The sequence below is a fragment of the Burkholderia sp. YHN3-13 genome (assembly GCF_055810675.1).
In genome coordinates, this window is the sequence record NZ_JBVVNQ010000001.1 from 856417 (window position 1) to 869969 (window position 13553).

Consider the following 13553-nt stretch of genomic DNA (forward strand, 5'->3'; position numbering starts at 1 on the left):
TCGGGCAAAGGCCGGCCGTGGTCATGCCGATCGCGCATCATCGTCGCGACGACGGCCCGGCCGGCCTTTGCGACGTCCGCGGCGGGCGTCGCGTCATCGGTCAGCGCCGATCGGTACGCACCGGCTTGCGCACCGCGTCGGCCGCCTCGCCGGCCTTCTCCTGGATCTTGCCGGCCTGCTGTTCGGCAACCCCTTCGGCTTCCGCCTTGCGGTCGCCCGTTACCTTGCCGAGCGCTTCCTTGACCGAACCCTTGACCTGTTTGAGCTTGCCTTCGATGCGATTCCTGTCCATGGTCGTCTCCTGCGATGGTGAGGGAGAACCGGCGATGCGGCGGCCCGCGCCGCCCCGCCGAGTGGACAGGATCGCAAGCGAACGCGGCGGGCGGCAGATGCGGATGCACCAGTGTGCGTGGTGCATTCGTACCGTCGGCGTCAGTCCTTGCCCTTCGTTCCGCCCTTCTCGCCGCGTGCGCCGTTCGCCTCGGCCGCGCCGACGATCCCGCGCTCGCGCGCCCACACGATCGCCTCGCCGCGGCTGTGCACGTCGAGCTTCGCGTAGATCGTCGCGACGTGATTGCGCACGGTGTTCGGCGCGAGCCCGAGGCGGCCCGCGATCTCCTTGTCGGCAAGGCCGTGGCACAGCAGGTCGAATACATCGCGCTCGCGCGCGGTCAGGTCCGACAACTGCGCGCCCGCGTCCGGCGCATTCGCGCGCCGCACGTTCGCGAGCTTCTCGATCAGCGTGCGGCTGAACCACGACGCATCCTGCATCGCGGTCTCGATCGCATAGACGAGCTCCATCTCGGTACGCTTGCGATCGCTGATGTCGAGCAGCGCGACGAGCAGGCAGTCGCGGCCGTGGATCGCGACCGGATCGGCCGACACGACGCAATCGCGCACATCACCGTCGCGCGTGCGGATCTGCACGTCGGCGTTGCGGACGTTGCCGTCGCGCGCGAGCCGGCCTTCGATGCGCTGCCATGCGCCGCGCTCGGCCCACAGCCCGATCTCGTCCGCGGATTTGCCGAGCAGCGCGTCCTGCGCATGGCCCGTCATCGCGGCGAACGCATCGTTCACGTCGAGCAGTTCGAAGCGGTCGGCCGTGACGATCGCGGTCGCGACCGGCGCCATCCGGAATGCCGTCGCGAAACGCTCCTCGCTCTGCTTCAGCGCGCGCTCGGCCTGCTTGCGCGGCTCGAGATCCATGAACGTGAACAGCATGCACGCCTCGCCGTTCATGTCGATCGGCTGCCCGGCGACGACCACCGCCTTCGTGCTGCCGTCCGCGAGTTTCAGCACGGCTTCCATCTGCGGGATCGTCGCGCCTTCGCCGAGCCGTTCGATCGCCAGCTCGCGCCGCTCGGCCTGTTCGAGCACGTCGACCTCGTACACCGAGCGGCCGAGCACGTCGTCGCGCGCGTGGCCCGTCATGTCGAGGAAGCCCTGGTTGACCTTCACGTAGCGCAAGTCGTCGAGCCGGCAGATCACGGCCGGCGCCGGGTTGGCGTTGAAGGTGCGCTCGAAGCGCTCCTCGGCGCTCGCCCATTCGGTCGCATCGTGCAGCACGAGCGCGAGGCAGTCGGGTTCGCCGGCCGCGTTCGTCAGCACGAGGCTGCGAATGCGGTGCACCCAGCTCACGGTTTCGTCGGCGGCCGATTCGACTTCGACCGTCACGTCGCTGAACTCCTCGCCGGCGATCACGCGATCCATCGGATAGTGGCCGTCGCGCACCGGATGGTTGTTCCGGTAGCGCAGCCGGAAGCGCTCGCGGTATTCGGTGACGTCCGCGCCGAGCGCGGCCAGTTCGGTCACGCCATGCATCGCGAGCGCGGCCTCGTTCGCCCAGACGATCCGCTGGTCGGGCTCGATCAGGATCACGCCTTCGGTGAGCCCCGCGATGATCTGGTGCAGCTGGCGCCGGTCGGTGTGCGACTTGAGCGCCTGTTCGTCTACTTGTTCGTTCATCGAGTCGTTGTCCCTGTCGTCAACATGACCGCCCGCCGATTGCCCCGTTACGCCGCACGCCCCGGCCGGCGCGTGCGGTGATGATCGCGTACCGCACGAGGACGCGACAGGCGCGAATGCACTACCTCCAATAGTACATTCGCATGCCGCATCGGCACCGTGCGGTGTCCCGCCCAACGGCACGGCAAGGCCCTCGCGCCGGTGCCCGCGCGTTGCCCGGGTCGTGATGCATTCCCCGTTCCTGCCCGCCCGTGCCATTCCCGGTGCAAACGCACTAGCCGATCCGGTGAATTTGCGCGATGTCCGCTCGCGTTCGCGTCGGTACGCTGGTACTGCATCGGCGCTCATGCGCTGCCCTTTCACACCGCAGAGGAGGACAACCGGATGAAGCTGCATCAGACACCCGATCCGACGCGGCCCGAGCCGGCCCCGGACGCTCCGCCCGAACCGCCGCCCGGCACCGATCCGCCGGTGCCGCTGCCGCCGGACCTGCCGCGCCCGGACATGCCGCCGCGCGAGCCCGGCTACGACACGCCGATCGCCCGGTAACCCGCGGCACGCTCCGTGCTCGTCGATCCATTCATTCAACACGCCCATCGAAGGAGAACATCCATGAACAAGACCTCGCACCTTTCGACGCTGCTCGCCGTCAGCGCGGCCTTCCTGCTGTCCGCCGCGCCGCTCACGAACGCGCACGCCCAGGCCTCGTCGGCCGACAGCGGCATGGCGACCGAATCGAACCAGCCCGTCACCGACACGTGGATCACGACCAAGGTGAAGGGTGAACTCGCGACCACCGACGGCGTGAAGAGCACCGACATCAGCGTGAAGACGGTCGACGGCGTCGTCACGCTCACGGGCGTGCTGCCGACCAAGACGGCCGTGAAGAAGGCCGTCGCCGTGACGCGCGCGATCAAGGGCGTGAAGCACGTCGACGCATCCGGCCTGAAGGCGAAGGCCTGACCTCCCGCGCGGCGGCTGCCGCGCTTCCCCCGCAGTTTTCCCATCACGACCAAGGAGCACACGATGAACGAGGACAAGATCAAGGGCCAGTGGAAGCAGCTGACCGGCAAGCTGAAGGCCAAGTGGGGCAAGCTGACCGACGACGATCTCGCGGTCGCCGAAGGCAATCGCGACTACCTGGCCGGCAAGATCCAGGAACGTTACGGGATCGCCCGCGATGAAGCCGAAAAGCAGTTGAAGGATTTCGATCGCGAGCTGTAACGCATCCGGCAATTTCACCCGCCGCGGCGCCGATGGCGTCGCGGCCATTCAGGACAACGACATGGGTAAATACCTGATCGCCTGGCTGCTCGGCGTGCCGTTCGGGCTGCTGGTGCTGTTCTATCTGATCACGCACGTCTTCTGACGGCGCGGCGCCCGGCACGCGCCCGCCGCCTTCGCGGCACACCCCTCCCCTTCGACGACACGACCGACGGCCACGGACCGCTTCGCCGCACGACCGTCGACGCGCGCCGACGCTGCATCGCGAGCCCCCCAACGCAGATCGGGCAGGACGCATGCACGTCCTGCCCGACCGGTTCGTCGCTTCCGCCGCGGTGCCGCGTTACTTCGCCGCGTTCGCCGTCATCTTGAAGATGCCTTGCGCGTTGCCCGCATCGAAACGCAGGTCGGTCACCCAGCGGCGCGCGCCCTGGTCGAACGTGCGCTTGCGCGTGATGAACTCGTAGAACGAGCCCGGCACGTTGCGCTTCACCGTGCCGCCGTCGCGGGTGCGGAACTCGCGCTCGACGGTGTCGGCGCGATACGCGGTCTGGAACACGCGGCCCGAGCGCGAACGCTCGACTTCCGGCTTCATCGGGCGGCCCTTCGCCTTCTCGTCGTCGGACAGCTTGAACACGTCGGCGACACGGTCGGTCGCGTGGTTGAACGCGTTGCCTTCGGTCGCGATCCACGCCATTTCCGCCGATTCCATCAGCAGCGTTTCATAGTCGAGTTCGTTCGGCACGTCGTGCTGGCGCGCGAACGCGCCGACGATTTCCGGCAGCAGCGCCTGCGCGGCGTCCAGCGGCAGCCAGCCTTCGCGCTCGACCTCCCACAGCAGCGCGACGGCCGCCGGCGACAGCGGATCGCGCGACGAGCTGACGACGTTCGTCACGGCCTGCTGGAACTCCTTCGAGAAACGTTCCGGATGCAGTTCGCTGACGAAGAACTGCGCGATTTCGTCCGGCGCGTCTTCGTGCGCGTACGCGCGGCCCGTCATGCCGAGCTTGTCGAGCGGGTAGCGGCCGTTCAGGCGGAACCCGAGCGGACGCAGGATGCGCGTGAACGCGGCTTCGCCCGGCGGCAGCGCGCCCGTGTGCGGCCAGCGCACCGTGCGCAGCGCGCCGTGGTCGAAATAGACCGAGCCGCCGCTTTCGATCGCTTCGGCCGTGTAGGCGCGGCCGTTAGCCGAACGTTCGAGCAGCCCTTCGAACAGCGCCATGTTCATCGCCTGCGCGATTTCCGCGCGCGTTACGACGCCGTCTTCCCATTCTTCGAGGATGGCCGGCATGTTCAGGGTCGAGAACAGGGCGTCGGTCTTCGCCTGTCCCAGCAGCTTCGTCAGCAAGCTCTCGATATTCGGATTGCGCATCAGGATTCTCGTCTCGGGGGACCGCCGGCAAACGTGCCGGCAACTCGTCGGCCGGCCGCCCGGCGGGCGCCTGACCTTGCGTGGGGAGCATTATTCAAAGGGTTGCAGCCGGGCGTAAAGCGAGATTAAATTGACACGTGATGAGTTTTTGGAATTATTACCTGTCCCCCGCCCGCCTTCCGCCCTCGCGCGGCGCGGCCCCGTTCGTCAGACGAAACGAGCATCATGCGTAAATTCAAGATTCCCAACATGGGCGCGCTCGTGGCTTTCGAAGCCGCCGCGCGCCACGAGAGCTTCACGCACGCGGCCAAGGAGCTGTTCCTGACCGAAAGCGCGGTGTCGCGCCAGATCGCGACGCTCGAGGCCAGCCTCGGCGTGCGGCTGTTCGCCCGGGTGAAGCAGCGCGTCGTGCTGACGCGCGCCGGCAAGCTCTACGGCACGCAGGTGCGGCGCGCGCTGGAAACGCTCGACCGCGACACGCTGTCGATCATCGCGCACGGCAGCGGCGGCGGCTACCTGGAGCTCGCGGTGCTGCCGACCTTCGCATCGCACTGGCTGATCCCGCGCATCAAGAGCTTCTACGACCGCACGCCCGACGTGCGCGTGAACATGGGCAGCCGCACCGACCTGTTCTCGTTCGAGGACACGCACTTCGAGGCCGCGATCCACTACGGCAAGCCGACCTGGCCCGGCACCTCGTCCGACTACCTGTTCGGCGAGGAGGTCGTGCCGATCTGTTCGCCCGCGCTGCTCGACGGGCCGGTCGAGCGTGTCGAGGATCTGCTCGCGTATCCGCTGCTGCACTCGACCACGCGCCCCGGCGCGTGGGCGCAGTGGTTCGAGACCCATGGCGTCGAGGACATCCGCACGATGCAGGGCGTGCGTTACGAACTGCATACGATGCTGATCAGCGCGGCCGCGGCCGGGCTCGGCATCGCGCTCGTGCCGAAGTTCTTCGTCGAGGAACAGCTGCAGCAGCTCGGCCTGGTCGTGCCGTGCGACGCCGCGACGGTCGGCGATTCGGCGTACTACCTCGTGTATCCGACGGAATTCAGCCACAGCAAGCCGCTGGAGCTGTTCCGCGGCTGGCTGCTCGAACAGGCGAGCGCGTATGCGGCGCCGGCGCGCGCGGAGGAGATGGACGATACGGAGGACGACGAGGACGTCGAATGACGGCGCCGCCGGCAACCTGCCAACCGGCGCCGCGAGCGTCGGCAACGAGATGCAGGCCGTCCTGACGAAGGCCTGCATCGCTCACCGCAAGCGCGTTACATGTGCCACTTCACCGTGGCGGTCAGCGTGCGCGGATCGCCGGGCATGTTGTACAGGTCCGCATTGCCGTGCGCGGCGATGAAGTAACGGCGATTGAACAGGTTGTCGAGCGTGAGCGTCACGTCGACCTTCTTGCTGCGATACCCGGCGCCCAGGTTGAACACCGTGAACGACGGCAGCGTGACGAGATCGCTCGCCGACGCATAACGTGCCGACTGGAACTGCATGCCGGCCGCCGCGTAGAAGCCGTACGGCAGCTCGCGCTTCAGCCACAGGCTCGCGCTGTGGCGCGGCATCAGCCCCGGCGTGTTGCTCGACAACGCGAGGCCGGCCGCCGTCGATTGCGGGGAACCGTCGACCGTGCCGTTCAGGTACGCGTAACCCGCATACACCGACCACTTCGGCGCGATCTCGCCGGTCAGGCCAAGCTCCATCCCGCGCACGTGCTGCGTGCCGATCGGCAGCGCATACCCGGGGTTCGCCGGATCGCCGATCTGCTGGTTGGTCTGGCGCATGTCGAACAGCGCAACGCTGGCCGTCGCCTTGCCGCCGAGATCGACGCGCGAGCCGACTTCATACGCGGTGGTCTTCTGCGGCGCGAGCGCGGCACCGTTCGCGAACGCGCCGGAGCTGATCAGCGTATCGGCGAGCGGCGAGAACGACTGGCTGAACGATCCGTACAGCGTCAGCCAGTCGAGCGGCTCGTAGATCAGCCCGACACGCGGGCTCCACGCGTGATCGGTGCGGTCGAGATTGACGTTCGACGACGTATAGTCGTGGCGGATCTGGTTCAGGTAGTCGAAGCGCAACCCGGCGAGCACCTTCCAGTGCTCGGTCAGCGAGATCAGGTCCTGCGCGTAGACGCCCGCGAGCCCGACGACGGTCGACGCGTTCGTCTTCGCCCGCGCGCCGGTCGGCACGCCGGGCAGGACCACCTGTTGCGGATCGAAGAGATCGTAGGTCGCGACCTTCGTCACGCCGTAGATCGTGTCGAACTTCTGCTGCTGCGACAGTTCGAGCCCGTACAGCAGCTCGTGGCGCATGCCGAACAGCGACGTCTTCTGCGTGAGTTCGAACAGGCCGTCGATGCCGTGATCGGTACGCTGGCGCGTCGACTGGTCGAGCGTGACGACCGGGTGCGCGGCCGTCTTGATCGGCTCGTACGTCACGTAGTTCTTGCGCTCGAGCGAGAAGTCGTACGCGCGGATCGCGCCGTGGAACGACAGCGAATCGTTGAAACGGTGATCGAGCGACACCGTCGCGCTCTTCGCGGAGACGTCGTTGTACGAGCTGTTCGCCGCGTCGGCCGAACCGTAGTACGTGTTGATCGGCACGTCCACCGGCCGGCCGCGATACGCGGGCAGGCCCTGGTCGGACGTGCGGCGGTCGTGCAGATAGTCGAATTCGACGTTCAGCACGGTGTCGCTGTCGAGCTTGAATTGCGCGGACGGCGCGATCGCCTGCCGGTTCAGCTGAAACTGGTCGCGAAAGCTGTTCGAGTTCTCGGCCGCGCCGGTGATGCGAAAGCGCGCCGCGTCGTTCGCGTTCCAGCCGAGGTCGAATTCGCCGCGCCGCTCGCCGCGCGTGCCGAGCGTCACGCCCACGTCGTTCACCGGGTTCGCCAGCGGCCGCTTCAGCACGCGGTTCACGATGCCGCCCGCCGAGCCGCGCCCGTACAGCACGGCCGCCGGCCCCTTCAGCACCTCGACGCGATCGACGTTCGACAGGTCGCGGTAGTACAGCGCGTCGTCGCGAATGCCGTCGACGTACTGGTCCGTGATGCTGTTGAAGCCGCGGATCGTGATCTGGTCGCGCTGGCCGTCGCCGACCGAGAAGCCGACGCCCGGCACGTTGCGCAGCGCGTCCTGCAGCGACGTCGCGTTCTGGTCCTCGATCACCGCGTGCGGGACGACGTTCACCGTCTGCGGCACGTCCATCAGCGACATGTCGGTCTTGGTCGCCGCGCGCGAGTGGCCGCCGTCGTACGACGCATGCTCGGCGGCCGCGTTGACGGAAATCGCGGGCAAGGTGGCCGCGGCATCGCTCGCCTGGGCGAACGCGGTGCGGGCGCCGGCCAGCGACGCGGCGATCAGAAGCGCATGGCAGGCGCTCTTGTTGAGTTTCATCGTGAACGTAGGGGTGGTGAAGAAAAACGGCGAACGGAAACGTGTCCGGTCAACGCGCGCGTCACGCGGCGAATCGGCCGACGACACCCTTTTCCGTGAAGAAGGCTGTGGCGCGCGGAGGATCGCCCCGTCGCGCATGCCGGCCGCGAATGGCCGGCGCGGGTGGATGCCGGCCGGCACGACCGGCACGAAAGAGCCGTGACGCGATGTCATGGCTCGTAACGGAGCGAAATATTAAACGAGAATGATTCGTGTTTTTAATTAATTTTCGACGTGTCGCCTGCCCACAACGTGCGCCTGCTTAACGCTCTGCATTCCCGACAAATACCTTTCATTTTTGTAGATTTGACCGGCCTTTTCGTAATAAAAACGAAAGACCAGGATTGGCCGCGCCAGGCGGAAACGATCAGGGGGAAGGCGGGATTCGGGAAGCGACGGCGGAGAGACTGGGGAGGATTCCGAAGGATCTGGCCACGCAGGCAGCACGCATGCAAAAGTCCGGTGCGCGCCGGACCGGGCAACCCCGACCCGGCGCTCCGGGCAGCCGACCTCGCATCGGCAACGCGGCGGACCTACTTCCGTTCTTCACTCCGTCTGCTCTCAGGCTCACTTCATTATTTTCTTCGCCGCGCCGCGCCATTATCCGCTCAATTCGGTCGAAGTGAAACGTTTGCGAATGCACCCTGCACGTTATACCGGCCATTCGGCAACAGTCTTTCCAAATACTTACAGCCTCCGTCATGCCGTTCGGCGATTCTTGCATTCACGACGGCGTTCCTTTTTAATGGAACTGGTTCCATTCATTGATTCGGCCAGGTTTCCGCGTGACGCGCCGTCGCGTGCGCGTCATCATGCCGATTCAGGATCGAGGATCATTCAGCTCAGGATTCGCATCACCCGTCCTTCCCGGACACCCCGTCAAACGAGACCGTCATGCCCGATTCCGCCTCCCTGCAGCAGCTGTTTCCCGCCTATCAGGACATCCCCGCCGAGTTCCGGCTCTCCGCCCCGATCCACCAGCGCGTGTCGCTCGTCGACGGCGCACTGCGACCGTGGGACGGTGCGACCAAGACCGTGCTGTCGCCCGTATGCGTGCGGCAGGCGGACGGCAGCGTCGAGCAGGTCGAGATCGGCAGCTACCCGGTGATGGGCGAAACGGAAAGCGACGCGGCGCTCGACGCCGCGGTGCGCGCGTACGATGCCGGCCGCGGCGAGTGGCCGACGATGAAGGTCGAGCAGCGCATCGCGTGCATGCAGGACTTCATCAAGCGGATGGTCGCGCAGCGTGAACTGGTCGTGAACCTGATCATGTGGGAGATCGGCAAGAGCCTCGCCGATTCGCAGAAGGAGTTCGACCGTACCGTCACGTACATGACGCAGACGATCGATGCGCTGAAGGAACTCGACAACGCGAACTCGCGCTTCGTGATCGCGGAAGGCACGATCGGCCAGATCCGCCGCACGCCGCTCGGCGTCGTGCTGTGCATGGGCCCGTACAACTATCCGCTGAACGAGACGTTCGCGACGCTGATCCCCGCGCTGCTGATGGGCAACACCGTGGTGTTCAAGCCGCCCCAGTACGGCACGCTGCTGTTCGAACCGCTGCTCGAGGCGTTCCGCGACGCGTTCCCGAAGGGCGTGATCAACACGATCTACGCGCCGGGCGCGGTGGTCGTGCCGCACATGCTCGCTTCGGGCAAGATCAACGTGCTTGCGCTGATCGGGTCGAGCAAGGTCGCCGATCACCTGAAGAAGCAGCACCCGAAGTCGCACCGGCTGCGCGCGATCCTCGGCCTCGACGCGAAGAACGCCGCGATCGTGCTGCCCGACGCCGATCTCGACCTGACCGTGAAGGAGTGCCTGCTCGGCGCGCTGTCGTTCAACGGCCAGCGCTGCACCGCGCTGAAGATGCTGCTCGTGCATCGCTCGATCGTCGACGAATTCCTGAAGCGCTTCACCGCGGCGCTCGAACAACTGAAGATCGGCATGCCGTGGGAGAAAGGCGTCAGCATCACGCCGCTGCCGGGCATGCATCGCACGGCCTACATGACGGACGCGATCGACGATGCGAAGGCGAAGGGCGCGCAGGTCGTCAACCATTCGGGCGGCGAGTTCAGCAAGACGCTGTTCTATCCGGCCGTCGTGTATCCGGTGTCGGAAGGGATGAAGCTGTACCGCGAGGAGCAGTTCGGGCCGATCATTCCGGTCGCGCCGTTCGACGACGTCGACACCGCGCTCGACTACGTGACGACGTCGGATCACGGCCAGCAGGTCAGCATCTTCGGCTCCGATCCGGCGCAGATCGGCGCGCTCGTCGATCCGCTCGTGAACCAGGTATGCCGCGTGAACATCAACTGCCAGTGCCAGCGCGGGCCCGACGTGTTCCCGTTCGCCGGCCGCAAGGATTCGGCCGAAGGCACACTGTCGGTGAGCGACGCGCTGCGCGCGTTCTCGATCCGCTCGATGGTCGCCGCGAAGCAGACCGACAGCAGCAAGCAGCTGCTCGATTCGATCGTGTCGGATCACCACTCGAAGTTCATCAACACGGGCTTCATTTTCTGAAGCCGGGTTGATCGACGTCGGAGCCTCCGTCGCGCGCCCGCGCGGCGGAGGATGACAGTCCCTGCCGCGCGGCTAGACGTTCGACGCCAGCAGCCGAACCCCCGCCACGCCGAACACGACGGCCAGACACGCGTCCATCGCGCGCCGGCCGCGCACGTACAGCCGGCGCGCGCCGTCCATCGAGAACACGAGCGCATAACCGCCGAACACCAGGCAGCCGATCACGAGGCAGCCCGGCACGACGGCGCCGTGCGACGCCCCCGCGCCGTTCGACGACAGCGCGACGATCGATACCCACACGAGAATCGCCTTCGGATTGGTCAGGTGCAGCATCGCGCCCCGCACGTAGAAGCGCGACAGCCGCTGCTCGCGCGCCGCGTTCACCGTTGCCGCCGCCGGCCCCGACAGCGCCGCGCGCCCCGACTTGAACGCGAGCCACAGCAGGTACAGCCCGCCGAAAATCTTGATCGCGACCAGCAGCTTCGACCACGCGAGCAGCGCGGCCGACACGCCGAGCGCCGCCACCGTCGCCCAGCACATCGACCCTGACATGACGCCGAGTGCGAACACCAGCGCCGCCTTGCGGCCCTGGTTCGCGGCCACCGACATGATCGCCAGGTTGCTCGGCCCCGGGCTGGCCGTGCCGATGAAGTAAGCCGTATAGGCGAGCAGCAGGTTGGCCGAGAAGAAGGCGTGGACGCTCATGTCGAACCTCGCAGGGATGATCTGGAGATTGTTGGCAAACGCGCGCCGTCTGCCCATGGACAGTTGGTCGCCGTTTCGCTGGGCCAATTCCCCGGTTCGCCGGGCCAATTCGCCGGGCCGGTTCGGCAGCCGCGCCAGCGATCGCCGCTCGCGCAAGCGTCTCGGTTTTGAAACACCCGGCGCATGCGCGGCCCGCTTGCGCCGCTCGGCGCCGGGCGCCGCGTTCCGGCATGCCGCACCGGCGAACGCACGTCGGACGTGGCCGGGACGCGCGAAACGCCTCGTTCCAGCCGTTCGTCGACGGAATCGCGCGACGGGTTTTATGCGGGCGTTACGTTACATCCCTGAAGCATTTCGACGTGTCGAGCCGTTTTGCGTGCGCGGCATACATCGCGCCGCGCGTATGGATGCCTTCCTCGACCGCCGCCGCGACCCAGCACCGGCGGGACTCGCCGACGTCGCGTTGACACGCCTCAACAATACTCAACATTCGTCTCGCGACGCTGGTACGGAACCTGCGTTCCGTTCGGGTGAACACCGCGCCGATCAAGACGCGGACACACCTCCACCCACGGGCGCGTCCACGGATGCGCCCGAACGATCCACATACGCACGAGGCTCTTCATGGATGCGCTGCCCAACTCGTCCGATACGTCGTTCCAGCTCTTTCTCGCGAAAGTGCTCGAACAGCCCCTGCCCGACTGGACCGAAAAACAGCAGATGGAACTCGAGATGGCGCGCACGCTGTCGACGCAAATGGTCACCCTTGCCGAAGACATGCGCGGTCGTACGCCCGATCTCGCACGGTGCCTCGTGCTGCTGCGCTACGCGAAAGTGCTCGACTTCATGCTGACGTCGCTTGCGTCGCACCGCGACATTCATCCGCAGACGCTGCGCACGCTGTTCCGGCTCGCGAACCTGAAGGTGGACGACTCCTATCCGGCTTGAACCGGCCCACCGCACCGGCTGCCGCGGACGGCCATCGCGACGGGCACGGCCGCCGGGCTCCGATCACCGACATGCTCCTCGTGAACACGGCCGACTTCGACCGGATCTGGCCGGCCATCTGCGACACGCCGGCCTGGTCCGTGACGAAAGGCCAGGGCAGCTTCCTCACGTTCGAGTTCGGCCAGCCCGCGCTGCATGTGCGGGAGCCGCGCGGCGGCGCCTCCGGCCAGGCCGCCCCGGCACGCGACAGGCAGGCGTCGCGGCGCGTGACCGTCGCGGGCGACGGACAGCTGTGGATCTGCTACTGCCACTGGTCGATCGCGATCGACGGCCGTGAACTCGCGCATAGCGAATCCCGCGCCGGCGACATCGCGGCCGCCGCGCGGCAGCTCGACGGACAGTTCCTGAGATCGATCGCGCCGCGCGCCGAACCGGGAGCGTGGGTATTCGACTTCGACCTCGGCGGCAAGCTGACGACCTGGCCGTACGGCGACGATCCGACCGACGAGCAGTGGCATCTGTACGACGCGCGCACGGGCAACGTGCTGACCGCGCTGGCCGACGGCACCTGGTCGTACGGCCCCGCGAACGTCGCGCCGGACCCACGATCAGCCGCTCCGGAATAGCCCCCGCGTTCCGCTTCCGGACGCACACCAGCCGATCCCGCTGATGCAAGCCGCGCGCCGGCCCGGCCGCGCAAACGGATGTACAATCGCGCGCCATGAACGCACTTCGCCGCTTCCTGCTTCGGCCCGGCGTCGCGCGACAGCTGCTGTGGGGATTCCTCCTCGTGACGCTGCTGTCCCGCGCGCTGATGTCGGGCGCCGTGATGCTCGATCCGGACGGTCCGGATGCGGGCTCGGTGGTGCTGTGCTCGGGCCGCGGCCCGCTGATCGTCACCGGCGCCGCGCTGGCCGCCCGCTTCGATGCGAGCGCGCCGATCACGCCGGCCAACGATGCGCGGGCGCTCGTCGATGCGCTCAAACACGACGCGCATGCCGACAAGACGGCGTCCGCCGGCAACGGCGACGGCCTGTGCGCATTCGGCGCGGCACTGTTCACCGCGCTCGCGTCGTTCGTGCTGCTGGTGCTGCTGTTTCCGGCCGCGGCGCCACGACGGTTCCGCGTCCACGTCGACAGTCTTCCCTTCGTGCGATCGATCCTCGACGATCGCCCGCCCTCTCGCGCCCCGCCTCTGTTCTGCTGAACGTTCCGCCCTGCGGCGCATGCACGTCGACGTGCATGCGCGTTCATGCCGTTCGTTTCACCCGACCTGATTCAAGCGTTCATCCGCATGCCCGCGTCGCGCGGGCGATGCCGCGTTGCGCATCGTTTGCGCATCACGCGGCGCCGCCCGCCGCGTCGATGCGCGCACGCGG

Annotated in this window: 14 protein-coding genes; 9 read left to right on the plus strand and 5 right to left on the minus strand. The window is 67.2% G+C overall.

The annotated features are described in order from the left end of the window. Nucleotides 1–100 precede the first annotated feature (100 nt). Both AC0KUR_RS03840 and AC0KUR_RS03845 read right to left on the minus strand, forming a co-directional pair. Nucleotides 101–292: a CsbD family protein gene (locus AC0KUR_RS03840; protein ID WP_034188432.1), complete on the minus strand. Its 192-nt coding sequence runs from the start codon at nucleotides 290–292 to the stop codon at nucleotides 101–103. 140 nt (nucleotides 293–432) lie between these two features. Continuing rightward, nucleotides 433–1965 carry a helix-turn-helix transcriptional regulator gene (locus tag AC0KUR_RS03845; RefSeq protein ID WP_034188433.1) on the minus strand — a complete coding sequence of 511 codons (1533 nt, stop codon included), beginning with the start codon at nucleotides 1963–1965 and terminating at the stop codon, nucleotides 433–435. Nucleotides 1966–2349: 384 nt separating this feature from the next. Between AC0KUR_RS03845 and AC0KUR_RS03850 the strand changes: the two genes are divergently transcribed. From AC0KUR_RS03850 to AC0KUR_RS03860, 3 genes are all read left to right on the plus strand, one after another. Continuing rightward, nucleotides 2350–2514 carry a hypothetical protein gene (locus tag AC0KUR_RS03850; protein ID WP_167361896.1) on the plus strand — a complete coding sequence of 55 codons (165 nt, stop codon included), beginning with the start codon at nucleotides 2350–2352 and terminating at the stop codon, nucleotides 2512–2514. A 63-nt stretch (nucleotides 2515–2577) separates the two neighbouring features. Then, on the plus strand, nucleotides 2578–2928 hold the full coding sequence (locus AC0KUR_RS03855; protein WP_034188434.1) for a BON domain-containing protein: 351 nt from the start codon (nucleotides 2578–2580) through the stop codon (nucleotides 2926–2928). A 63-nt stretch (nucleotides 2929–2991) separates the two neighbouring features. Beyond that, a complete protein-coding gene (locus AC0KUR_RS03860; protein WP_034188435.1) occupies nucleotides 2992–3189 on the plus strand; it encodes a CsbD family protein in 198 nt (65 codons plus the stop codon). A 343-nt stretch (nucleotides 3190–3532) separates the two neighbouring features. On the opposite strand, the gene AC0KUR_RS03865 is transcribed toward AC0KUR_RS03860, so the two are convergent. Beyond that, a complete protein-coding gene (locus tag AC0KUR_RS03865; RefSeq protein WP_034188436.1) occupies nucleotides 3533–4561 on the minus strand; it encodes a DUF1338 domain-containing protein in 1029 nt (342 codons plus the stop codon). A 225-nt stretch (nucleotides 4562–4786) separates the two neighbouring features. Between AC0KUR_RS03865 and AC0KUR_RS03870 the strand changes: the two genes are divergently transcribed. Then, nucleotides 4787–5734: a LysR family transcriptional regulator gene (locus AC0KUR_RS03870; RefSeq protein ID WP_034188437.1), complete on the plus strand. Its 948-nt coding sequence runs from the start codon at nucleotides 4787–4789 to the stop codon at nucleotides 5732–5734. Between the two features lie 95 nt (nucleotides 5735–5829). Here AC0KUR_RS03870 and AC0KUR_RS03875 read toward each other — a convergent pair whose 3' ends face one another. Next, entirely contained in the window at nucleotides 5830–7959 is a 2130-nt protein-coding gene (locus AC0KUR_RS03875) for a TonB-dependent receptor (RefSeq protein WP_124608117.1), read from the minus strand. On the opposite strand from AC0KUR_RS03875, the gene AC0KUR_RS03880 reads away from it, so the two are divergent. Further along, nucleotides 7949–8161 (plus strand): hypothetical protein, encoded by a 213-nt coding sequence (locus AC0KUR_RS03880; protein ID WP_124608118.1) that lies wholly within the window; start codon nucleotides 7949–7951, stop codon nucleotides 8159–8161. The genes AC0KUR_RS03875 and AC0KUR_RS03880 overlap by 11 nt on opposite strands. Before the next feature lie 731 nt (nucleotides 8162–8892). After that, the gene (locus tag AC0KUR_RS03885; protein WP_034188439.1) at nucleotides 8893–10521 is read left to right on the plus strand and encodes an NADP-dependent glyceraldehyde-3-phosphate dehydrogenase; all 1629 of its coding nucleotides are present in this window, start codon (nucleotides 8893–8895) and stop codon (nucleotides 10519–10521) included. 72 nt (nucleotides 10522–10593) lie between these two features. On the opposite strand, the gene AC0KUR_RS03890 is transcribed toward AC0KUR_RS03885, so the two are convergent. Next, nucleotides 10594–11226 (minus strand): LysE family translocator, encoded by a 633-nt coding sequence (locus AC0KUR_RS03890; protein ID WP_059559818.1) that lies wholly within the window; start codon nucleotides 11224–11226, stop codon nucleotides 10594–10596. A gap of 624 nt (nucleotides 11227–11850) precedes the next feature. On the opposite strand from AC0KUR_RS03890, the gene AC0KUR_RS03895 reads away from it, so the two are divergent. The 3 genes from AC0KUR_RS03895 to AC0KUR_RS03905 all read left to right on the plus strand — a co-directional run bounded on the left by AC0KUR_RS03895 (nucleotide 11851) and on the right by AC0KUR_RS03905 (nucleotide 13381). Next, nucleotides 11851–12174, plus strand: coding sequence for a hypothetical protein (locus AC0KUR_RS03895; protein WP_034188441.1), 324 nt, complete (start codon nucleotides 11851–11853; stop codon nucleotides 12172–12174). Nucleotides 12175–12245: 71 nt separating this feature from the next. Continuing rightward, entirely contained in the window at nucleotides 12246–12800 is a 555-nt protein-coding gene (locus AC0KUR_RS03900) for a hypothetical protein (protein ID WP_473375397.1), read from the plus strand. A gap of 95 nt (nucleotides 12801–12895) precedes the next feature. Continuing rightward, on the plus strand, nucleotides 12896–13381 hold the full coding sequence (locus AC0KUR_RS03905) for a hypothetical protein (protein ID WP_473375398.1): 486 nt from the start codon (nucleotides 12896–12898) through the stop codon (nucleotides 13379–13381). Nucleotides 13382–13553: the final 172 nt, after the last annotated feature.

Excerpts from the sequence above, each read along its gene's own strand:
- AC0KUR_RS03870 (WP_034188437.1), top strand. The coding sequence starts at position 4,787 with ATGCGTAAATTCAAGATTCCCAACATGGGCGCGCTCGTGGCTTTCGAA.
- AC0KUR_RS03885 (WP_034188439.1), top strand. The coding sequence starts at position 8,893 with ATGCCCGATTCCGCCTCCCTGCAGCAGCTGTTTCCCGCCTATCAGGAC.
- AC0KUR_RS03890 (WP_059559818.1), bottom strand. The coding sequence starts at position 11,226 with ATGAGCGTCCACGCCTTCTTCTCGGCCAACCTGCTGCTCGCCTATACG.
- AC0KUR_RS03855 (WP_034188434.1), top strand. The coding sequence starts at position 2,578 with ATGAACAAGACCTCGCACCTTTCGACGCTGCTCGCCGTCAGCGCGGCC.
- AC0KUR_RS03900 (WP_473375397.1), top strand. The coding sequence starts at position 12,246 with ATGCTCCTCGTGAACACGGCCGACTTCGACCGGATCTGGCCGGCCATC.
- AC0KUR_RS03860 (WP_034188435.1), top strand. The coding sequence starts at position 2,992 with ATGAACGAGGACAAGATCAAGGGCCAGTGGAAGCAGCTGACCGGCAAG.
- AC0KUR_RS03905 (WP_473375398.1), top strand. The coding sequence starts at position 12,896 with ATGAACGCACTTCGCCGCTTCCTGCTTCGGCCCGGCGTCGCGCGACAG.
- AC0KUR_RS03865 (WP_034188436.1), bottom strand. The coding sequence starts at position 4,561 with ATGCGCAATCCGAATATCGAGAGCTTGCTGACGAAGCTGCTGGGACAG.
- AC0KUR_RS03850 (WP_167361896.1), top strand. The coding sequence starts at position 2,350 with ATGAAGCTGCATCAGACACCCGATCCGACGCGGCCCGAGCCGGCCCCG.
- AC0KUR_RS03895 (WP_034188441.1), top strand. The coding sequence starts at position 11,851 with ATGGATGCGCTGCCCAACTCGTCCGATACGTCGTTCCAGCTCTTTCTC.
- AC0KUR_RS03840 (WP_034188432.1), bottom strand. The coding sequence starts at position 292 with ATGGACAGGAATCGCATCGAAGGCAAGCTCAAACAGGTCAAGGGTTCG.
- AC0KUR_RS03875 (WP_124608117.1), bottom strand. The coding sequence starts at position 7,959 with ATGAAACTCAACAAGAGCGCCTGCCATGCGCTTCTGATCGCCGCGTCG.
- AC0KUR_RS03845 (WP_034188433.1), bottom strand. The coding sequence starts at position 1,965 with ATGAACGAACAAGTAGACGAACAGGCGCTCAAGTCGCACACCGACCGG.